Source organism: Streptomyces sp. NPDC006265, assembly GCF_040613555.1.
Classification (GTDB): Bacteria; Actinomycetota; Actinomycetes; order Streptomycetales; family Streptomycetaceae; genus Streptomyces.
This window is the reverse complement of the sequence record NZ_JBEXSH010000055.1, coordinates 1-19,525: the sequence shown is the minus strand read 5'-3', so window position 1 is coordinate 19,525 and position 19,525 is coordinate 1. Positions and strand designations below refer to the sequence as shown.

Below are 19,525 nucleotides of genomic sequence, written 5' to 3'. Positions count from 1 at the left end.
GTCCCGGCACAGGCGCGCCGCTTCGGCTCACCGCCGTGTGGCTGCGGTGCCTGCTCACGCACCGAGTTGACGTGTCTTCCGCGGCCGAACCCCTCACGTCCCGGCGAAAAGATCCGGCCGTGAAGATCAATGCCCCGCCGACCAGGCGAAAATGCGAGGCATGTGAGGAATGCCGGGGTAACGGCTGTTGCCGGCCCCACTCGTGGCTACCCAGCTCCGGCCACGGTTCCTCCTGCGCGCCCCCGCACATGCACCCATGCGCCCCGGGAACAGGGGCGATGCTCTCCCCCGCGCACACGGGTGGGCGTAACCCCTGGTGACGACCAGAGTTGTGTTCATCGTGGAAGAGACGATCGCCGGCACCGAAGCCGCTCAGATCCCGAAGCAGCGCGGGGAATCGCTGCTGGAGACCGCTGTTCGCTACGCCGAGGAGCGCCACTGGGACGTGTTCCCCGGCACCTGGCTGGAAGCCGTCGACGGGAGTCAGCGCTGCTCCTGCGGTGACGCGGCGTGTCCGGCGCCCGGGTCGCACCCGGCGCGTCCGGACTGGGCGACGCAGGCGACGGGCAGTGCGACGGTCGCGCGGCGGATGTGGCAGAAGCAGCCGACCGCGTCGATCCTGCTGCCGACGGGGCGGACGTTCGACGCGATCTCCGTGCCGGAGACGGCGGGGTTCCTCGCGCTGGCGCGGATGGAGCGGATGGAGCTGACGCTCGGGCCGGTGACGCTCACGCCGGATCGGCGGATGGAGTTCTTCGTGCTGCCGGGGGCCGGCGTGAAGGTGCCCGACCTGGTGCGGAAGCTGGGGTGGTCGGTGTCGTCGCTGGATCTGACGGTGCTGGGTGAAGGGGCGTATGTGGCTGCCCCGCCTACGCGGTTCGGGTCTCGGGGGGCTGTGCAGTGGGCCTGCCGGCCGACCCCGGCCAATCGGTGGCTGCCGGATGCGGAGGAGTTGCTCTCCCCGCTTGCCTATGCGTGCGGTAGGGATCGATAGCGCCGGATCGTCTGCGTTGCCGCTTCGTGGCGGCCGCGGGCCGTGTCTGGTTGATCGCGCAGTTCCCCGCGCCCCTGAAGAACGCCACCGTAGGGTGCAAGGTGACGGAGGGAGGCGCGGTGGGATCCAGCGCTGTGCGTGTACAGGGGCTCTGGAAGCGGTTCGGGCAGCAGGTGGCTGTTGCCGGGGTCGATCTCGATTTGCCCGCGGGCAAGTTCATCGGGCTCGTCGGGCCGAACGGGGCCGGGAAGACCACCACCTTGTCGATGGTGACCGGGCTGCTCCGACCCGACCACGGGACCGTCGAGGTGGTCGGGCACGACGTGTGGCGGGACCCCGTCGAGGTGAAGGCCCGGATCGGGGTGCTGCCGGAGGGGCTGCGGCTGTTCGAGCGGCTGTCGGGGCGGGAACTGCTGGCGTACACGGGGCGGTTGCGCGGGCTGCCCGGTGCCGAGGTCGACAAGCGGGCCACGCAGCTTCTCGACGTCCTCGATCTGGCGGGGGCCCAGCACAAACTGGTCGTCGACTACTCGACCGGCATGCGCAAGAAGATCGGGCTCGCCGCCGCCCTCCTCCACAATCCCGAAGTGCTGTTCCTGGACGAGCCGTTCGAGGGCGTCGACCCCGTCTCCGCGCAGACCATCCGGGGCGTCCTGGAGCGGTACACGGCCTCCGGCGCCACGGTCGTGTTCTCTTCCCACGTCATGGAGCTCGTCGAGTCGCTGTGCGACTGGGTCGCCGTCATGGCCGCCGGGCGGATCCGCGCCACCGGCACGCTCGCCGAGGTGCGCGGGGACGCGCCCTCGCTGCAGCGGGCGTTCCTGGAACTCGTCGGCGCACAGAGCCGGGACGCCGGGGCCGACCTGGACTGGCTGGGCGGCGGGGCGCGGTGAGCGCCCCCGCGATCACTCCCGTCTTCGTACGGCTGAAGCTGTCGCTGCTGCGCAACGGGCTGCGGCAGTCCGGCGGGCGGAAGGCCGCCTACATCACGTCGGCCGTCCTCGCCCTGCTCTTCGCGGCGCTCCAGCTGATCGGCCTGATCGCGCTGCGCGGACACGCGCACGCCGAGTCGGTGGTCGTCCTGGCGGTGGCGGTGCTGGGGCTCGGCTGGACGGTGATGCCGCTGTTCTTCCCCAGCGGGGACGAAACCCTCGACCCGACCCGGCTGGTGATGCTCCCGCTGCGGCCCCGGCCGCTGGTGGGGGCGCTGCTCACGGCCTCGCTGGTGGGCATCGGGCCGTTGTTCACGCTGTGCCTGCTGGTCGGGTCCGTGGTCGCGGTGGCGCGGGGCGGTGCGGCGTTCGCCGTCGGTGCCGTCGCCGTCGTTCTGGCGCTGCTGGTGTGCGTGGCCCTCGCACGGTCCGTGGCCGTCGCCAACGTACGGCTGCTAACCAGCCGCAAGGGGCGGGATCTCGCGGTGCTCAGCGGACTCGTCATCGCCATCGGGGCGCAGATCGTCAACTTCGGCGCGCAGCGGCTCGGGGCGTCCGGGCTGGGTGAACTCGACCCGGCGGCCGAGGTACTCCGGTGGGTGCCGCCCGCGTCGGCGATCGGGGCCGTGCACGCGGTGAGCGAGGGCTCGTACGGCTTGGCCGTCGCGCAACTGGCGCTGACCGCGGGCGCGCTGGTGACGCTGCTCGCGTTCTGGTCTCGGCACCTGACCCGGCTGATGACCTCACCCGACGGCTCCACCCTGCCGGGCGCCGAGTCGGCCGCGAAGGAGCGCTCGTCGACCGGGCTCGCGCGGCTGCTGCCCGCGGGCCGCACGGGCACGGTCATGGAGCGCGGCCTGCGGTACGTGTGGCGCGACCCGAAGACCAAGGCCGCCTGGGTGACGTCGCTGGCGATCGGGCTGATCGTGCCGGTGTTCAACGCCTGGCAGGGCACCGGGTCGGTGTACTTCGCGTGCTTCGCCGCCGGGATGCTCGGCATCCAGATGTACAACCAGTTCGGGCAGGACACCTCCGCGTTCTGGATGGTCGCCATGACGATCTCCTCGACGCACGACGCCTACGTCGAGCTGCGCGCCCGGGCCTACGCCCTGCTGCTGATCACCCTGCCGTACGCCACGCTCGTCACGGTCCTGACGACGGCCATGCTCGGCGACTGGCGGCGGCTGCCCGAGGCGCTGGGGCTGTCCTTCGCGCTGCTCGGCGCGATGCTGGCGACCGGGGCGTGGACCTCCGCCCGCTTCCCCTACTCCATCCCGCAGGAGGGCTACAAGAACGTCGCCCCCGGGCAGACCGGGCTCGCCTGGATCTCCATCTTCGGCGGGATGATGGCGGCCGCCCTGCTCTGCGCGCCCGTCATCGCGCTCACGATCTGGCTGAACGTGAGCGCCGACGGCGACGACTGGACGTGGCTGCTGCTTCCGGCGGGCACGGTCTACGGGGCGGTGCTCACGGCGGCGGGGCTGAAACTGGCCGCTCCGCGGACGGCCCGGCGGCTGCCGGAGATCCTGGCGGCGGTCAGCAAGGGGTGAGGCGGCCCTTGGCGGCCGGCGTCGCTCGGGGGCCGGCCTCAGTGGAGGCTCAGCGAGTCCAGGAACGGTTCGATGGCGGAGCGCCAGGCCTCCGGCTGGTCGTAGTGCACCAGGTGTCCGGCGTCGGCGACCTCCGCGTACTGGCCGCAGGGCAGGACGCGGACCATCTCCTGCGCCTCGGCGCGGCCCAGCTCGCCGTCCAGGCCGCGCAGGACCAGGGCGGGGCAGCGGACCTGGGCCAGCTCCTCCCAGTGCGCGTCGTAGACCCATGTCTCGCGGGAGCGGAGCATCTGCTCCGGTTCGAAGACCGGGCGCCAGCCGTCCGGGGACTCGGCCATCACCTCGGCGTAGAACTCGCCGCGAGCCGGATTGGGCCGCTCCACCCAGGGGTCGTCCTCGCCGAACCACTTGCGGACGTCGGCGAGCGTGGCGAAGGGCAGCGGCCAGGACTCGAACCACTGGCCCCACTCACGCTGCGAGGCGGCGCCCAGCGCGGAGGCCCGCATGTCGCAGATGATCAGGCCGCGCACCAGGTCGGGGCGCTTGGCGGCGAGCTGCCAGGCGGTCAGCGCGCCCATGGCGTGGCCGATGAGGACGACCGGGGCGAGGCCCAGCTGCTCCAGGGCGGCCTCGGCGTCGTCGACGTAGGCGTCCCGCGTGAAGGAGCCCTGCGGGGGTTTGTCGCTGCGGCCGTGACCGCGCTGGTCGAGGGCGACCGCGCGGTAGCGCGCGGAGAGCCAGCGGGCGGTGGACGCCCAGTGCGAAGCGCGGCCCATGAGGCCGTGCAGTAACAGCACGCCCGGGGAGCCCTCCGGCGCGGTGTGCCCGTCGTGCGCCCCCTGGCCGTCCCGCGCCGGATCGGTCTTGGGCGGGTCGCCGAACTCCCAGGCCGCCAGGCGTATGCCGCCCGTCCCGGTCACGTCGATGCGTCGCGCCATGTCCTGGCACCCCCCAAGCTTCGCGCGGACCACGGCTCCTTCGAGCCGGCCGGTCCTGTGAACCGTGTTCTGCCTGCTGTGCCTTCTGCCGTGCTGGTTGCCGTAATCCGTCGGTGCAAGTGTGCCGTGCGCCGCCCGCAGACTATCGAATGCCCATTCGAGAATCGGGTTCCCGGGGGCAACACCCCTCGTTCGAGTGACCACCCCCGGGGATTGATCGCCGCTGCCGAGGGGAGATCTTCAGCGGGGGGCGGACCGCTCGGGGAAACCGGTCCGCGGGGAATGACCCTGAGTGCTCGGGGCTCCGGGTCAGCACTGGGGAGGACAGGCCCCGGCGCCACACGGCGCCGGGGCCCTCCGCATCTCCGCGGCACATCCTCCCGCCCCCTCTCCGGCCGGGCGACATCGCTGTCGAGCCGCGGCCCAGAGCCCCTCAGGTCATATGCCTCACGCGACAGCGTCGCACGGGAAGCGTACGAGCGCTGCCATTCGGCGGACTGGATCCCGGATTCGGTCCGGATCACGCCAACGCCACAAGAACCGCAGACGCGACGGCAGTTGGCGCCCGTCCTGGTGCGCAGGCGGTCGGTTCAGGGCTTGGCGACGAACACGTGGGAGGCGACGTCCGACTCCAGCTCGGCCGCCTCGCCGCCGCTGCCCACCAGCACCCCGCCGGCCGACTCGGTCACGCTCACCACCGAGCCGGGCTGCACGCCCGCCCGCCGCAGCGTGTACATCAGCTGCGCGTCCGTCTGGATCGGCTCGCCGATCCGGCGCACCACGACCGTCTTGCCCTCGGCGCCCGGGTCGAGGCTGGCCAGCGACACCATGCCCTCGTCCAGGAACGGGTCGGCGCCGTCCTTCTCGCCGAGCTCCTCCAGCCCCGGGATCGGGTTGCCGTACGGCGACTCCGTCGGGTGCCGCAGCAGCTCCAGGACGCGGCGCTCCACGGCCTCACTCATCACGTGCTCCCAGCGGCACGCCTCCGCGTGGACCTGCTCCCACTCCAGACCGATCACGTCGACGAGCAGACACTCGGCGAGGCGGTGCTTGCGCATCACGCGCGTGGCCAGTCGGCGGCCCTCGTCGGTCAGCTCCAGATGCCGGTCGCTGGCGACGGACACCAGGCCGTCACGCTCCATGCGCGCCACGGTCTGGCTGACGGTCGGCCCGCTCTGGTCCAACCGCTCGGCGATACGGGCGCGCATGGGGACCACACCCTCTTCCTCCAGCTCGAGGATGGTGCGGAGATACATCTCCGTGGTGTCGATCAGTCCGGACATACGTGCCCCTCGAATGAGATCTGCCGGAGGCTGGACGGCTCACCGGCGTGTGCGCTGGCCCTGCACCCAATTCTGCCGGATACCACCGACAACCGGGCCTCGGGAGGGAAAGCCGGGGATTACCCGGCCGGGCGCAAGGGTACGGACTTCCCTTTCGGACGCTTCCCCGGGCTCGGCGCGCGGCACCCCGGCCGTATTGACACCGCACTGGTCCAGACCGCACCGTGATGCGCGACACAAGCCGCCGAGGCCTGCCCGAAGGGACCCCGTATGAGCGACCGCGCGCCGGCCGGCCAGTTCCTCGACGCCGCGATCGGCCTGCTGGAGCGGCTCCGCGACGAGGAGGCCGACAGCATCGCCGCGGCCGGGACGCTCCTCGCCGACACCGTCGCGGACGGAGGCCGCCTCTTCGCCTTCGGCGCCGGACACTCCTCCCTCGCCGCGCAGGACCTCGTCTACCGCGCCGGCGGCCTCGCGCTGATGAACCTCCTCGTCGTGCCGGGCGTCGTCGGCGTCGACGTCATGCCCGCGCCGCTCGGCTCCGCCCTGGAACGCGTGGACGGCCTCGCGAGCGCCGTCCTCGACAGCTCCCCGCTCCGCGAGGGCGACGCCCTGCTGATCATCTCCCTGTCCGGGCGCAACGCCCTGCCCGTGGAGATGGCCATGACCGCCCGCGCCCTGGGCGTGAAGGTCATCGGCGTGACCTCGGTGGCCTACGCCTCGCAGACGAAGTCCCGGCACGCCTCCGGCACGTATCTGAAGGACCACTGCGACCTCGTCCTCGACTCGAAGATCGCGGTCGGCGACGCGGAACTCACCCATGACGACATCCCGGCCCCCTTCGCCCCCGCCTCCACAGTCGTCACCTCAGCCCTCCTCCAGGCCGTCCTGGCGACGACGGCCACCACGCTCGCCGACCGCGGCATCGAACCGCCCCTGCTGCGCTCCGGGAACGTCGACGGCGGCCACGACTGGAACACCCGGGTGATGGAGCAGTACCGCGACCGGATCTTCTACCGGTACTGAGCAGACCGGGGCGGGCGCCTCTCACTCCGGGCCGGTCACCGCGCCCGGTACCGGGGCCGCAGCCGCCACCGTCGCCGCTCGGCCGCCGGCAGAGCCCGGCCCGGCACAGCGGACCACGGTCGGCGCCCCCGACTCCGGGTCGACCGCTCCCCTGCCCGGCACAGGGGCACAACCGGCCACCTTCAGCGCTTGTTCGACAGCCCGGCCCGGCGGACCGTGGCCGGCGCGCCTCACACGGCGTCCGGCAACCCCGCCAGATCCAGCGCCGTCGCGATCCGTACCGCCACGTCCTCCGCGTACATCGCGTCGGAACGGTCGAAGGCGCTGCGGCCCGCGCCCCGCAGGAACGTCACGACACCCAGGGTCCGGCCCCGGCTGCGCAGCACCGCACACAGGGCGTGCACCGCGTCCGGGGGCCACTGGCGGGCCAGGGCCCACTCGCGGGCCGCCTCGGGCGGAGCCGTGCCCGCACTCGCCCGCAGGGCTCCCACGCGCTCCACGCACTGCAGGGCCGGGTGCCCCTCGGCGTAGCGCACGGGCAGCCCCGCCAGGCCGGCCAGCTTGCTCGGGCCCGGTGCTCCGGACGGAGTGGCGGCCACCCGGACCAGCCGGACGGGCCCCTCGGCCTGCGTGTCGGTGAGCGCGCCGCCGACGACCCGGTCGATCACCGCGTGGTCGGCGAAACCGGCCAGGGCGAAGTCCAGGTGGACCGTGGCCGCTTCCGCCGGGTCCTCGCACTCGGCCGCGGCCCGTGACGCCCGGTGCAGCTGCTGCATACGGAAGCGCAGCAGGGACGCCTCCTGCTCGGCGTGCTTGGTCTCCGTCACGTCCTGGAACAGCCAGCCCACACCCAGTGGAACAGGCTCCTCCGCGAGCGGCGAGGCCAGCCGCAGGAAGCCGCTGCGCCAGCACCGCCGCTGCTCGCCCTCCGACGCGCGCACACTCACCCACACCTCGGCGGGCGCGAGCGGCGCACCCTCCGCCAGCACATGCTGCAGCGCGCTCTCCAGCTCCTCCACGCCCTGCGACAGCAGCTCGCCGAGCGGCCGACCCAGCACCGACGTACGCCCCGTGCCCAGCGCCCGGGCCGCGTGCGCGTTCACCACGGCGGGCCGCAGGTCCACGTCCACCAGCACGACACCCCAGCTGGCGTCCTCGAACAGCGCCTCGCTGAGCGCGATCGAGCGCTCCAGATCGATCTGCGCGTGCACCTCGCTGAACGCGCAGTACACCCCCGCCGGCTTTCCGTCGGGCCCGCGCACCGCGGCCGACTGCGTCCGCACGAGCACCCGTCCGCCGTCCTTGGTCAGCAGGGCGAACTCGTGCACCTGCCGCCCGGGCGCGTGCATGACGGACAGCAGCCGCCCCTCGACCTCCTCGGCGTCCGCGGTGCGCACGGCCCACCCGGCCAGACCGCGCCGTCCCACGGCCTCGTCCGCGCTCCACCCCAGGATCCGCTCGGCCTCGCGGTTCCAGTGCGTCAGGACGCCGTCGGCGTCGAACGCGCACAGCGCCGCGTCCATCCCGTCCAGCAAAGCGGCAAGCAGATCCGAACCATCCGAGGTCTCCCGCTCGGGCTCGTCCGGCCCCAGCTCGTCGGTGGTCCCACTACGCCGGGAAGCACTCACCTGGACCCCCTGCAGGCTGCGTCCGCACGTACGGCACGTCGGTTCGCTCCTTGCAATCATTCAACTGGAACGTGACCCAGCGCACACCGAGTTCCCACAACATTGAAGGAATCGTTGTACGGCGGCAATCCCCACGTCAACGCCACGGAGGCCGCCCGGCCGGACAGATCATCAGCCGATCGTCGACGTCAGTCGATCAACGGCACGGCCCCGGCGCCGCTCCCCCGCCGCGCGTACACCTCGATCTCGATCTTCATACGGGGGTCCGCCAGCCCGCACACCAGCATCGTCGCGGCCGGCCGCACCTCACCGAAGCACGCGCGCAGCACCGGCCAGCACGGCTCGAAGTCGTCCCGGTCCGGCAGCAGGTACCGCACCCGCACGACGTCCGCGAACGAACACCCGGCCTCCTTCAGGGCGGCCCCGATGTTCCGCAGACACTGCTCGGCCTGCTCCACCACGTCCTCGGAGATCGTCATGTCCGCGTAATCGAACCCGGTCGTCCCCGACACGTGCACCCGATCCCCGTCCACCACGGCCCGGGCGTACCCGATCCGCTCCTCGAACACCGAACCGCTGAGAATCGTCTGCCGCTGCGTCATGGAGTCAAGTTCTCAAAAAACCGGTTGATCCGAAGCCGAACGGTTTCTTAGGCTCCAGGTACACGAGAAGGGAGGTGGTTCGGCAGATGTATGAGAACCGGACGCGTGAGGTGGCTGCGGGCTAGCGGCCCGTCACCACACACAGTGCGGTGCCGGACCAGCGTGTGAACGAAACGCGCAGCCGGCCCAATCTCCAGCAGTCACCCGACCCGCGAGTCGCCGGTACGTCCGGCCGGCTCCTCCCCAGGAGGAACCAGACTCGCGGGTCGTCTGCGTTTTCTGCGGATTCCGAGGGGGGCCATGACGGTGGGTGCGTGGCGTGACGACCGGATCGGGAGCGCCCTGCGGGGTGAGAACCCGGCCGTGATGCGGCGGCTGGAGTCCGGGTTCGCTGTGATCGGTGATGTGCAGTTCCTGCCCGGCTACTCGGTGCTGCTGACCGATGATCCCGCGGTGCGGCGGTTGTCGGAGCTGCCGCGGAGCGGGCGGCTGGCGTTCCTGGCCGACATGGACCGGCTGGGGGAAGCCGTCGAGCGGGCCTGCCGGCGGGTGGACTCGGGATTCCGGAGGGTCAATCTGGAGATCCTCGGAAACGCCGACGGGTTCCTGCACGCGCATGTGTGGCCACGCTACGACTGGGAGCCCGAGGAGCTCGTGCGGCTGCCCGTGTGGCTCTATCCGCGTCAGCGGTGGAGCGAGGAGCGGTACGCGCTCGGGCCAAGGCACGACCGGCTGCGGGAGACCATCGGCGAGGAGCTGGACCGGCTCGCCGGGTGAGGCATGCCGACGGCCCCACCCGGAGCCGGGTGAGGCCGTGGGGGGGGAGACGCCGTCAGTGGGCGATGTCCTCGTAGCCCTCGATCTCCCGGGGGTTGCGGGTGCCGGGGCCGACGTAGCGGGCCGAGGGGCGGACCAGGCGGCCCGTGCGCTTCTGCTCCAGGATGTGGGCGGACCAGCCGGCGGTGCGGGCACAGGTGAACATGGACGTGAACATGTGGGCCGGGACCTCGGCGAAGTCCAGGACGATGGCCGCCCAGAACTCGACGTTCGTGGCGAGGACGCGGTCGGGGCGGCGGGCGTGGAGTTCCGCGAGGGCCGCCTTCTCCAGGGCCTCGGCGACCTCGAAGCGGGGGGCTCCCAGCTCGCGGGCGGTACGGCGCAGCACCCTGGCCCTCGGGTCCTCGGCACGGTAGACGCGGTGGCCGAAGCCCATGAGGCGTTCGCCCTTGTCGAGGGCGTTCCTGACGTAGGCCTCCGCGTCACCCGTGCGTTCGATCTCCTCGATCATGCCGAGGACGCGCGAGGGGGCGCCGCCGTGCAGCGGGCCGGACATCGCGCCCACCGCGCCGGACAGCGCCGCCGCCACGTCCGCACCGGTCGAGGCGATGACCCTCGCCGTGAACGTGGACGCGTTCATGCCGTGCTCCGCGGCGCTCGTCCAGTAGGCGTCCACCGCCGCGACGTGCTTGGGGTCCGGCTCGCCCCGCCAGCGGATCATGAAGCGCTCGACGACGGACTGGGCCTTGTCGATCTCCCGCTGCGGAACCATGGGCAGGCCCTGGCCGCGGGCCGACTGGGCGACGTACGACAGGGCCATGACGGCCGCCCGGGCCAGGTCCGCGCGGGCCTGCTCGCCATCGATGTCGAGGAGGGGTTTGAGGCCCCAGACGGGCGCGAGCATGGCCAGGGCGGACTGGACGTCCACGCGGATGTCGCCGGAGTGCACGGGGATGGGGAACGGCTCTGCGGGCGGCAGACCGGGATTGAAGGCGCCGTCGACGAGCAGGCCCCACACGTTGCCGAAGGAGACATGGCCGACCAGGTCCTCGATGTCGACGCCCCGGTACCGGAGTGCGCCGCCCTCCTTGTCCGGTTCGGCGATCTCCGTCTCGAACGCGACGACTCCCTCGAGCCCGGGTACGAAGTCGGACATCAGGCGGCTCCTCGTGATGGAAGTGACAGATGGTGTGATGTGGGGTGGGGCGAACGAACCATGTGTCAGTGAGCTTGCGAAGCGGGCGGCCGTCCGGGGGATCCACGGTCGTCTGTGCGACTCGCGGTCCTGGCCGGTCTCCCCTGTGATGCCCCGAACGGTCGGCGGTCACCCAACCGATACGGCACGGAAACGATATCCCCGAGTGCCATATTTGGGGAGGGTTCACGGCACTCAGTGCCACGCAGTGACGAAGGACACCGTCCGTACGGCAAGATGACCGGGTGACCGACCGCGACGACGTCCCTTTCGATCTGGCCTCGATGCGCAAGCAGTACCGGGCCGAGGGGCTCTCCGAGACCGAGCTGGCCGCCACGCCCGTCGAGCAGTTCGCGCGCTGGTTCAAACAGGCCGCGACGGACGGCGGGCTGTTCGAGCCGAATGCCATGATCGTCTCGACGGCCGACGCCGAGGGCCGGACGAGCGCCCGTACGGTGCTGCTCAAGCACTTCGACGAGCAGGGCTTCGTCTTCTACACGAACTACGACTCCCGCAAGGCCCGTGACCTGGCGGAGAACCCGTACGTCTCGCTGCTGTTCCCCTGGCACCCGATGGCCCGGCAGGTCATCGTGACCGGGGTCGCCCGGCGCACCGGCCGGGACGAGACGGCGGCGTACTTCCGCACCCGGCCGCACGGCTCACAGCTCGGGGCATGGGCCAGTGCCCAGTCCTCCGTGGTCTCCACCCGCGCCGACATCGACGCGGCATACGCGGAGCTGGCGGCCCGCTACCCGGAGGGCGAGCAGGTGCCGGTGCCGCCGCACTGGGGTGGTTTCCGGGTGGCCGCGCAGACGGTGGAGTTCTGGCAGGGCCGCGAGAACCGGCTGCACGACCGGTTGCGGTACGTGGAGCAGCCGGACGGCAGCTGGCGGGTGGAGCGGCTCAGTCCGTGAGGCTCAGATGCCGATGAGCCGGACTCGGTCGCCGCACAGCCGCGCCATGTCGTCGACATCGGACGTCAGCACGGCCACTGGGCCCGGCTGCCGGAGTGCCACCTCGGCGACGGTCGCGTCGATCGCGTACTTGTGGCCGTGCAGCCCGGCGGCCTTCAGCAGTTCCGCGGACGCTTTCGCGGCGCCCTCGGTCACCGGCTCGACCTTGACGCGGGAGAGCGCCCACTGCAGACGGGGCATGTTCACGCGTCCATGACTGACCTCCACGATGGTGTTGGCGCCGATGACGAAATCGGCGCCCATGGAGTGGAGAACCTGGAACACCGCCAGGATCTTGCGATCCTGGGCGATCCAGGCGGAGAGCCCCTGAGAGTCCAGGACAACCGTCTCGACGTGCTCCATCACGCCGCGCTCGCCGATCCGCCGGCATCCGCAGTGCCGAAGATCCTGGAGCGGGCCTCGGCCAGCTCCTCCTCGGTGAACGCCCCGTGCTCCTCCTGGTGACGCATCAGGTCGGCGCCGAGCAACTGATGCCGCAGCTGGCGTGCCACCGCCTCGGCGACATAGCCGGAGACGTTGTCGGTGAGCTTCCTGAGTTCGGCGACCTGGTCTGTCGGCAGTGTCACCGTGATGCGCGTCGTGTCCGCCATGCTCCGAGCATACCGCGGTATGCACACTCCGCGTCCGTGCTGCAGCCCCTCAGCCCAGCGTCTCCTCCAGCAGCCCCGCCCACTGCGCGACCACCCGTTCCCGGCGGGCCGCGTCGTCCGTGAGGAGGTTGGCGAGGCCCAGGCCGCGGGCCATGTCGAGGAGGCCCTGGACGCTTTCGCGGACGCCGGGAACGGATTCGTCGGCGGCGAGGAGGTCGACGGCTATGCGGTGGGTCTCGCGGCCGACGCGGGATTCGAGTTCGGTGACGCGGGGCCGGAGCTGCTCCTCGTTGGAGGCGGCGACCCAGAGGTGGAGGGCGGCGCGGAACAACGGGCCGGTGTAGAGGTCGACCAGGGCGGCGACGACGGCGTGGCGGTCTCCGGCCGCGCCGTCGGGGAACAGGGCGCGCAAAGCGGTGGAGCGCTCCTCGGCGACGTACTCGACGGCCGCCGTGAAGAGGTCCTCACGGGTCGGGAAGTGGTGCTGGGCGGCGCCGCGGGAGACGCCGGCGCGTTCGGCGACCACGGAGACGGTGGAGCCTGCCCAGCCGTGTTCGGCGAGGCAGGACACGGCGGCTTCGAGGAGCCGCTGCCGGGTGGCCCGGCTGCGGTCCTGCTTGGGGACTCTCTCCGCACGGTCGACCGTGCTCACACCACCCATGCCGGATCCCGTCGTTCGAGGAAGGCCGTCATCCCCTCGCGGGCCTGCGGGGAGGAGAACAGCCGGGCCGAGAGCGCGGTCAGGTCGGCGGCGTCCCGGTCGAAGGCTTCCAGCACCCTAGCCGTGAGCAGCCGTTTCGTCTCGGCCAGTGCGTCGGGGGCGGACCTGCGCAGGCCTTCCAGGATGGGGTCCAGGGCCGTGTCGACGTCGTCCGCGCAGATCGTGAGCAGGCCTGTCGCCTGCGCTTGTGCCGCGTCGAAGCGTTCGCCGGTGAGGTAGTGGCGGGCCAGGGCGCGCGGGTTCGTGCGGGGCAGGAGCGGGAGGGAGATGACCGCGGGGGCGACGCCGATGCGCACCTCCGTGAAGGCGAAGGTGGCGTCCGTGGCTGCGGCCGCGATGTCGCAGGCGGCCAGGAGGCCGAGGCCGCCCGCGCGGACGTGTCCGGTGACCCGGGCGACGACCGGCTTGGGCAGTTCGATGATCTGCCGCAGCAGGGCGACCAGCGCCTCGGGCGGGGGAGGGTCCTTGAGGTCGGCGCCGGCGCTGAAGGTGTTGCCGGTGTGGGTGAGGACGATCGCGCGGACGCCGGGGTCCTTGCCGGCGTCGGTGAGCGCGTCGGCCAGTTCGCCGACCAGGGCCGCCGACAGGGCGTTGCGGTTGTGCGGCGAGTCGAGGGACAGGGTCTCCACGCCACGCGCGCGGGTACGGGCGATCAGCGTCATGCGCTCTCCCTGAGCTGTCGGCGCAGGATCTTGCCGGAGGCCGCGCGGGGGACGCCGACGATGAAGGTGACGTGGCGGATCCGCTTGTAGGGGGCCACGCGCTCGGCGACGTACATCATGATCTCCGCCTCGGTGAGCTCCGCGGCGGACGGCTGGCGGACCACGTACGCGTGCGGGACCTCGTTGCCGTCGGCGTTGTACCTGCCGATGACGGCGGCGTCGGCGATGCCCGGGTGGGTGAGGAGCAGGGCCTCCAGTTCGGCGGGAGCCACCTGGAAGCCCTTGTACTTGATGAGCTCCTTGACGCGGTCGACGACGAACAGCCAGCCGCCGCCGTCCACGTGACCGACGTCTCCGGTGTGCAGCCAGCCGTCGGGGTCGATCATCGCGGTGGTGGCGTCGGGGCGGCCGAGGTAGCCCTTCATGATCTGGGGGCCGCGGATGAGGATCTCGCCGGATTCGCCGGCCGGGAGGTCCTTGCCGGGGTCGTCGAGGGAGACGATCCGCATCTCGGTGCCGGCGATGAGTTTGCCGACGGTGCCGGGCGGGGCGTCGTTCATGGCGTCCAGCGGGACCACGTGGGTGCCGGGCGACAGTTCGGTCATGCCGTAGGCCTGGCCGACGGGCGGCAGGCCGAGGCGCTGGGAGCAGGCGGCGGCGAGGCGGGCGTCCAGGGGTGCGGCGGCGCTGATGATGTACCGCAGTGACGACAGGTCGTACTGGGCGACGGCCGGGTGCTTGGCGAGGGCCAGGACGATCGGCGGGGCCACGTACAGGGCCGTGATGCGGTGGTTCTGGACGGCTGCGAGGAACTGCTCCAGGTCGAAGCGGGGCAGGACGACGACGGTGGCGCCCTGCCGCAGGGGTGCGTTCATCAAGGCGGTGAGGCCGTAGATGTGGAAGAAGGGCAGGACCGCCAGGACGCGGTCCCCGGGGCCCGCGGGGACCGCCGGGTGGAGCTGGGCGAGGTTGGTGGCGATCTGCCGGTGTGTGAGCATCACGCCCTTGGGGATGCCGGTGGTCCCGGAGGAGTACGGCAGGGCCGCGACGTCCTCGGCCGGGTCGATGGCGATCTGCGGCTCGGGGGCCGCCGAGGCCAGCATGTCGATCAGGGAGCGGTGGCCGCTCGCTGAGTCGCACACGAATATCTCGCGTATGCCGCCCGCGAGTTCGGCGGCCCGGCGGGCGACGTCCAGCAGCGGTGAGACGGTGACGATCCAGCGGGCTCCCGAGTCCCGCAGTTGCTTGGCGAACTCGTCGGCGGTGGCGAGCGGGTGCACGGTGGTGACGGTGGCACCCGCGCGCGTGGCCGCGTAGAAGGCGGTCGGGAAGGCGACGGTGTTGGGGCTGTGCAGGGCGAGGACGTCGCCCTTGCGGACACCGGTTTCGGCGAGGGCGGCGGCGACGCGCCGGTGGAACCGGTCCACCTGCTCGTACGAGAGGGTGGTGCCGTCGGTGCCGTCGATCAGCGCCGGGGTGTCGCCGAACTCGGCGGCCCGGGCCAGGACCGCGTCGTGGATGGGCAGGTCGACGGGCGGGACGTCTGCGTACTCGCTGCGGAACATGGCCGGTTCCTCCTCGCGGCGCGGGCCGTCTCAGTACGACTTGGGCAGGCCCAGGGTCTGGTGGGAGACGTAGTTGAGAATCATCTCCCGACTCACCGGGGCAATACGAGCCACGCGCGCGGCCGTTATCAGCCGGGCCAGACCGTACTCGCGGGTGAGGCCGTTGCCGCCGAGGGTGTGCACGGCCTGGTCGACGGCCTTCACGCAGGCCTCCCCGGCCGCGTACTTCGCCATGTTGGCGGCCTCTCCGGCGCCCATGTCGTCGCCCGCGTCGTAGAGGGCGGCGGCCTTCTGCATCATCAGGCGGGCGAGTTCGAGGTCGATGTGCGCCTGGGCCAGGGGGTGGGCGATCGCCTGGTGGGCGCCGATGGGGGTGTTCCAGACAGTGCGGTCCCGGGCGTACTCGATGGCCTTGGCGAGGGCGTAACGGCCCATGCCGATCGCGAACGCGGCGGTCATGATGCGTTCGGGGTTGAGCCCGGCGAAGAGCTGGAGGAGTCCCGCGTCCTCGTCGCCGACCAGGGCGTCGGCGGGCAGCCGTACATCGTCCAGGACCAGTTCGAACTGCTTCTCCGCGGCGTTCAGTTCCATGTCGATGGGGCGGCGGGTGAAGCCGGGGGTGTCGCGCGGGACGATGAACAGGCACGGCTTGAGGCGGCCGGTGCGGGCGTCTTCGGTGCGGCCGACGATGAGGGTCGCGTCCGCGATGTCCACGCCGGAGACGAAGACCTTGCGGCCGGTGAGGAGCCAGTCGCCGGTGTCCTGGTCGCGGCGGGCCGTGGTGGTGATGCGGTGGGAGTTGGAGCCGGCGTCGGGTTCGGTGATGCCGAAGGCCATGAGGCGGGTGCCGTCGGCCAGGGCGGGGAGCCACTGTTGTTTCTGGGCGTCCGTGCCGAAGCGGGCGATCACCGTGCCGCAGATGGCCGGGGAGACGATCATCATCAGCAGGGGGCAGCCTGCGGTGCCGAGTTCTTCGAGGACGAGGGAGAGTTCGGTGATGCCGCCGCCTCCACCGCCGTAGGCCTCCGGCAGGTTGACGCCGATGTAGCCGAGATTGGCCGCGTCGGACCAGAGTTGGGTGGTGTCGCTCTCTCGGCCGTGGCGTTTGCCGAGTGCGGCTACGGCTTCTCGTAGGGCTTTGTGGTCTTCTGTGTCCATGGGGTCCTCCTTCGGGTGCGGGCTCGTCGTGGCTTGTCGCGCTCATGCGGCGGAGCCGCATATCAATACAGCCCCGCGCCCCTAAGGGGTCTCTGTCACCACTGCCAGGAGTGCGCCCGGCTCCACCTGCTGGCCTGGTACCGCGCACAGCTCACTCAGCGTTCCCGTCACCGGGGCCGTGATCTTGTGCTGCATCTTCATCGCCTCCAGCCAGAGCAGAGGCTCGCCCGCCTTCACCGGTGCTCCCGCCGTGAGGCCGTCGGCGACGCGGACGACCGTGCCCGGCATGGGGGCCAGGAGGGAGCCGGGGGCGTGCTGGGTGGTGGGGCCGGGGAAGCGGGGCAGGGCGGTCAGGGCCGTGGAGTTGACGTAGACCTGGTCGCCGTGGCGGGCGACCTCGTACTTCCGCCGCACCCCGTCCACGTCGAGGATCACGAGCCGCGCGTCGGCGTGCACCACCCGCACCCCGTCCGCCTCCAGGCCCTGCCGGCCGTGCCGGTAGCGGGCCTCGTGCTCCTCGCCCGCCATCAGGTACCGCTTGGTCTGCGGCTGAGAGGGGACGTTGCGCCAGCCGCCGAAGCGGGAGCGGCCGTGGGCGGCGGCGAGGGCGGCGGCGAGGGGGGCGCGGGGGTCGGGGGCCGGTTCGGTCAGTCCGGGCAGGTGGCGGTCGTAGAAGCCGGTGTCCATGCGGCCCTCGGCGAACTCCCGGTGCCGCAGGGAGCGGACCAGGAGGTCGCGGTTGGTGACGGGGCCGTGGATCACCGCGCGGTCGAGGGCGGCGGCCAGTTTGCGGATCGCCTCGGCGCGGGTGGGGGCGTGGGCTACGACCTTGGCGAGCATGGGGTCGTAGTGGACGCCGATGTCGTCGCCGTCCGTGTAGCCGGTGTCCAGGCGTACGGCGTCGGGGACGGCGAGGCGGTGCAGACGGCCGGTCTGGGGTGCCCAGTCCCTGGCCGGGTCCTCGGCGTAGAGGCGGGCCTCGACGGCGTGTCCCCGTGCGCGTGGGGGGTCGTCCACGAGGGCGTGGCCCTCGGCGACGCGGATCTGCTCGGCGACGAGGTCGACCCCGAACACCGCCTCCGTCACGGGGTGTTCCACCTGGAGGCGGGTGTTCATCTCCAGGAAGTGCGCCCGGCCGCCCGCGACGAGGAACTCCACGGTTCCGGCGCCGACGTAACCCACCGCGCGGGCGGCGCGTACGGCGAGGGCGTGCAGTTCGTCGGCGAGCGGCGGGGTCAGTCCGGGCGCCGGGGCCTCCTCGATCACCTTCTGGTGACGGCGCTGGAGGGAGCAGTCGCGGGTGCCGAGCGCCCACACCGTGCCGTGCGGGTCGGCGAGCACCTGCACCTCGACGTGCCGGCCGCCCTCCACGTACGGCTCGACGAACACCTCGCCGTCGCCGAAGGCGCTCGCGGCCTCGGCCCGGGCGGCGGCCAACTCGCGTGGGGCTGAACCAGCCGTCGGTGAGGCGCACCGCGTAGGTGTCCTCGGCACCGGGGACCGGGGCGAGGTGCACGCGCAGGGTGTCCGCGCCGACGGCGTGCAGCCGCAGACCGCGCCATCGGGTGACGGTGGACGGCAGACCGGGCAGTCCGGCGGCGTAGAGCGGTTGCAGGGCGGCTTCCAGCAGCGCCGGGTGCAGCCCGAACCCCTCGGCGCGCGGGTCGGTGTCGGAATCCAGGGCCACCTCGGCGTACAGCTCGCCGGCGCGTCGCCACATCCGGGTGAGCCGTCGGTACGCGGGCCCGTAGTGCACACCGGCGGCGGCGAAGTGGTCGTACAACCCCCCTGTGGCATCCGGGGATTGCCCGTCCTCCGGGTCGAGGCCGGTGAACGGCTCCGCGCCGGCCGGTGGCCACGGCGCCGGCTCGGTGTCCGCCGGCGGGACGAGCGGGGTGTCGCTGAGCAGGCCGTGGGCGTGGCGCCTCCAGGACGCGTCGGCCTCGTCGGGCCGGGCGTGGACGGTGAGGACGCGCCGGCCGTCGGTGTCCGGTTCGCCGACACGGACCTGGAGGTGCAGCGCCCCCTCGCTGGGCAGCACCAGGGGCGCGTCCACGACGAGTTCGTCGACAGCCGTGCAGCCCGTCTCGTCCCCGGCCCGGACGGCCAGTTCGGCGAGGACCGTACCGGGCACGACGGTCTCCCCGGCGACGGTGTGCGCGGCGAGGAGCTGCTCGGTACGTGCCGACAGGCGGGTCGTGAACAGCGCCTCGTCGCGGTCGCCGGGGAAGAGCGCGGCGCCGACGAGGGGGTGATCGGTGCTGTCCAGGCCGAATCCGCCGGCGTCACGGCGGCCGGCCGCGAGCGCGTCGGTCCAGTACCGCTGGTGCTGGAAGGCGTAGGTGGGCAGCGGGACCCGGCGGGCTCCGGAGCCGGCGAAGAACGCCTCCCAGTCGACGGGCACGCCTCGGGCGTACAGCGTGCCGATGCCGTCGGCCAGCGCGGTCGGTTCGGGCCGGTCGGGGCGCTGGAGGGCCTGGAGGGTGATGTCGTCCCGGTCCGCGAGCATCGTTTGGGCGAGGGCGGTGAGGACGCCGCCGGGGCCGATCTCCACGATGGTCCGCACCCCCTGGTCGTACAGGGTGGTGACGGCGTCGGCGTAGCGGACGGCCTGCCGGATCTGGGTCACCCAGTAGTCCGCCGACCGCAGATCCTCACCCTCCACCAACCGGCCCGTCACGGTCGAGACCACCCCCAGGCGAGGCGCCTCATACCGCACCTCCTTCGCCACCGAACGGAACTCCTCCACCATCCCGTCCATCAACGGCGAATGAAACGCATGCGACACCTCAAGCCGACGCGTCCGCCGACCCGGCAACGCAGCCAACACCTCCTCCACCGCAGCATCCACACCCGAAACCACCACCGCCGACGGACCGTTCACGGCCGCCACACCCACCGCATCACCACGCCCACCGATCGCCGCCAGC

General features: G+C 72.1%; 17 protein-coding genes and 2 pseudogenes. 6 read left to right on the top strand and 13 right to left on the bottom strand.

The annotated features are described in order from the left end of the window. The first annotated feature begins 331 nt into the window (after positions 1 to 331). The 3 genes from ABZ281_RS07585 to ABZ281_RS07575 all read left to right on the top strand — a co-directional run bounded on the left by ABZ281_RS07585 (position 332) and on the right by ABZ281_RS07575 (position 3,476). Entirely contained in the window at positions 332 to 994 is a 663-nt protein-coding gene (locus ABZ281_RS07585; protein ID WP_356653101.1) for a bifunctional DNA primase/polymerase, read from the top strand. A 101-nt stretch (positions 995 to 1,095) separates the two neighbouring features. Further along, positions 1,096 to 1,887, top strand: a complete 792-nt coding sequence (locus tag ABZ281_RS07580; protein WP_356653099.1) for an ABC transporter ATP-binding protein — start codon at positions 1,096 to 1,098, stop codon at positions 1,885 to 1,887. Further along, positions 1,884 to 3,476 carry a transporter gene (locus ABZ281_RS07575; protein ID WP_356653097.1) on the top strand — a complete coding sequence of 531 codons (1,593 nt, stop codon included), beginning with the start codon at positions 1,884 to 1,886 and terminating at the stop codon, positions 3,474 to 3,476. Before ABZ281_RS07580 ends, ABZ281_RS07575 begins: the two co-directional genes overlap by 4 nt. Positions 3,477 to 3,514: 38 nt before the next feature. Here the strand turns inward: ABZ281_RS07575 and ABZ281_RS07570 are convergent, their stop codons facing one another. Together ABZ281_RS07570 and ABZ281_RS07565 are read right to left on the bottom strand one after the other, a co-directional pair. Next, positions 3,515 to 4,414: an alpha/beta hydrolase gene (locus ABZ281_RS07570; RefSeq protein ID WP_356653095.1), complete on the bottom strand. Its 900-nt coding sequence runs from the start codon at positions 4,412 to 4,414 to the stop codon at positions 3,515 to 3,517. Positions 4,415 to 5,004: 590 nt separating this feature from the next. After that, a complete protein-coding gene (locus ABZ281_RS07565; RefSeq protein WP_010035781.1) occupies positions 5,005 to 5,697 on the bottom strand; it encodes a metal-dependent transcriptional regulator in 693 nt (230 codons plus the stop codon). A gap of 270 nt (positions 5,698 to 5,967) precedes the next feature. Here ABZ281_RS07565 and ABZ281_RS07560 point away from each other — a divergent pair, with 270 nt between their 5' ends. Then, a complete protein-coding gene (locus ABZ281_RS07560; RefSeq protein ID WP_356653093.1) occupies positions 5,968 to 6,723 on the top strand; it encodes an SIS domain-containing protein in 756 nt (251 codons plus the stop codon). Between the two features lie 230 nt (positions 6,724 to 6,953). Here the strand turns inward: ABZ281_RS07560 and ABZ281_RS07555 are convergent, their stop codons facing one another. Beyond that, complete coding sequence (locus ABZ281_RS07555) at positions 6,954 to 8,411, bottom strand: PAS domain-containing protein (protein WP_356653091.1); 1,458 nt, start codon at positions 8,409 to 8,411, stop codon at positions 6,954 to 6,956. 128 nt (positions 8,412 to 8,539) lie between these two features. Continuing rightward, positions 8,540 to 8,953 (bottom strand): RidA family protein, encoded by a 414-nt coding sequence (locus ABZ281_RS07550; protein ID WP_356653089.1) that lies wholly within the window; start codon positions 8,951 to 8,953, stop codon positions 8,540 to 8,542. A gap of 300 nt (positions 8,954 to 9,253) precedes the next feature. On the opposite strand from ABZ281_RS07550, the gene ABZ281_RS07545 reads away from it, so the two are divergent. Beyond that, positions 9,254 to 9,730, top strand: a complete 477-nt coding sequence (locus tag ABZ281_RS07545) for a diadenosine tetraphosphate hydrolase (RefSeq protein WP_356653087.1) — start codon at positions 9,254 to 9,256, stop codon at positions 9,728 to 9,730. A gap of 55 nt (positions 9,731 to 9,785) precedes the next feature. On the opposite strand, the gene ABZ281_RS07540 is transcribed toward ABZ281_RS07545, so the two are convergent. Continuing rightward, positions 9,786 to 10,886: a citrate synthase 2 gene (locus ABZ281_RS07540; protein WP_356653085.1), complete on the bottom strand. Its 1,101-nt coding sequence runs from the start codon at positions 10,884 to 10,886 to the stop codon at positions 9,786 to 9,788. Between the two features lie 284 nt (positions 10,887 to 11,170). Between ABZ281_RS07540 and pdxH the strand changes: the two genes are divergently transcribed. Next, positions 11,171 to 11,839, top strand: a complete 669-nt coding sequence (gene pdxH, locus ABZ281_RS07535; RefSeq protein WP_356653083.1) for a pyridoxamine 5'-phosphate oxidase — start codon at positions 11,171 to 11,173, stop codon at positions 11,837 to 11,839. A 3-nt stretch (positions 11,840 to 11,842) separates the two neighbouring features. On the opposite strand, the gene ABZ281_RS07530 is transcribed toward pdxH, so the two are convergent. From ABZ281_RS07530 to ABZ281_RS07495, 8 genes and pseudogenes are all read right to left on the bottom strand, one after another. Next, complete coding sequence (locus tag ABZ281_RS07530; RefSeq protein WP_356653081.1) at positions 11,843 to 12,244, bottom strand: DNA-binding protein; 402 nt, start codon at positions 12,242 to 12,244, stop codon at positions 11,843 to 11,845. Then, a complete protein-coding gene (locus ABZ281_RS07525) occupies positions 12,241 to 12,489 on the bottom strand; it encodes a type II toxin-antitoxin system CcdA family antitoxin (RefSeq protein WP_031106279.1) in 249 nt (82 codons plus the stop codon). The genes ABZ281_RS07530 and ABZ281_RS07525 overlap by 4 nt, the downstream gene beginning before the upstream one ends. Positions 12,490 to 12,538: 49 nt before the next feature. After that, positions 12,539 to 13,150 (bottom strand): TetR/AcrR family transcriptional regulator, encoded by a 612-nt coding sequence (locus ABZ281_RS07520; protein WP_356653079.1) that lies wholly within the window; start codon positions 13,148 to 13,150, stop codon positions 12,539 to 12,541. Continuing rightward, positions 13,138 to 13,872, bottom strand: coding sequence for an enoyl-CoA hydratase family protein (locus ABZ281_RS07515; RefSeq protein ID WP_356653077.1), 735 nt, complete (start codon positions 13,870 to 13,872; stop codon positions 13,138 to 13,140). The genes ABZ281_RS07520 and ABZ281_RS07515 overlap by 13 nt, the downstream gene beginning before the upstream one ends. Continuing rightward, positions 13,869 to 15,437, bottom strand: coding sequence for a 4-coumarate--CoA ligase family protein (locus ABZ281_RS07510; protein WP_356653075.1), 1,569 nt, complete (start codon positions 15,435 to 15,437; stop codon positions 13,869 to 13,871). The genes ABZ281_RS07515 and ABZ281_RS07510 overlap by 4 nt, the downstream gene beginning before the upstream one ends. Before the next feature lie 30 nt (positions 15,438 to 15,467). After that, entirely contained in the window at positions 15,468 to 16,595 is a 1,128-nt protein-coding gene (locus ABZ281_RS07505) for an acyl-CoA dehydrogenase family protein (protein WP_356653073.1), read from the bottom strand. An 81-nt stretch (positions 16,596 to 16,676) separates the two neighbouring features. Next, positions 16,677 to 18,029 (bottom strand): annotated as a pseudogene (locus ABZ281_RS07500) (biotin/lipoyl-containing protein); the annotation flags it as partial. A 214-nt stretch (positions 18,030 to 18,243) separates the two neighbouring features. Then, a pseudogene (locus tag ABZ281_RS07495) lies at positions 18,244 to 19,446 on the bottom strand (acyltransferase domain-containing protein); the annotation flags it as partial. Between the last annotated feature and the right edge of the window lie 79 nt (positions 19,447 to 19,525).

Coding starts and splice junctions, on each gene's coding strand:
- ABZ281_RS07515 (WP_356653077.1), bottom strand. CDS start 13,872: ATGACGCTGATCGCCCGTACCCGCGCGCGTGGCGTGGAGACCCTGTCC.
- ABZ281_RS07540 (WP_356653085.1), bottom strand. CDS start 10,886: ATGTCCGACTTCGTACCCGGGCTCGAGGGAGTCGTCGCGTTCGAGACG.
- ABZ281_RS07525 (WP_031106279.1), bottom strand. CDS start 12,489: ATGGCGGACACGACGCGCATCACGGTGACACTGCCGACAGACCAGGTC.
- ABZ281_RS07520 (WP_356653079.1), bottom strand. CDS start 13,150: ATGGGTGGTGTGAGCACGGTCGACCGTGCGGAGAGAGTCCCCAAGCAG.
- ABZ281_RS07570 (WP_356653095.1), bottom strand. CDS start 4,414: ATGGCGCGACGCATCGACGTGACCGGGACGGGCGGCATACGCCTGGCG.
- ABZ281_RS07550 (WP_356653089.1), bottom strand. CDS start 8,953: ATGACGCAGCGGCAGACGATTCTCAGCGGTTCGGTGTTCGAGGAGCGG.
- ABZ281_RS07510 (WP_356653075.1), bottom strand. CDS start 15,437: ATGTTCCGCAGCGAGTACGCAGACGTCCCGCCCGTCGACCTGCCCATC.
- ABZ281_RS07505 (WP_356653073.1), bottom strand. CDS start 16,595: ATGGACACAGAAGACCACAAAGCCCTACGAGAAGCCGTAGCCGCACTC.
- ABZ281_RS07545 (WP_356653087.1), top strand. CDS start 9,254: ATGACGGTGGGTGCGTGGCGTGACGACCGGATCGGGAGCGCCCTGCGG.
- ABZ281_RS07565 (WP_010035781.1), bottom strand. CDS start 5,697: ATGTCCGGACTGATCGACACCACGGAGATGTATCTCCGCACCATCCTC.
- ABZ281_RS07560 (WP_356653093.1), top strand. CDS start 5,968: ATGAGCGACCGCGCGCCGGCCGGCCAGTTCCTCGACGCCGCGATCGGC.
- ABZ281_RS07555 (WP_356653091.1), bottom strand. CDS start 8,411: ATGATTGCAAGGAGCGAACCGACGTGCCGTACGTGCGGACGCAGCCTG.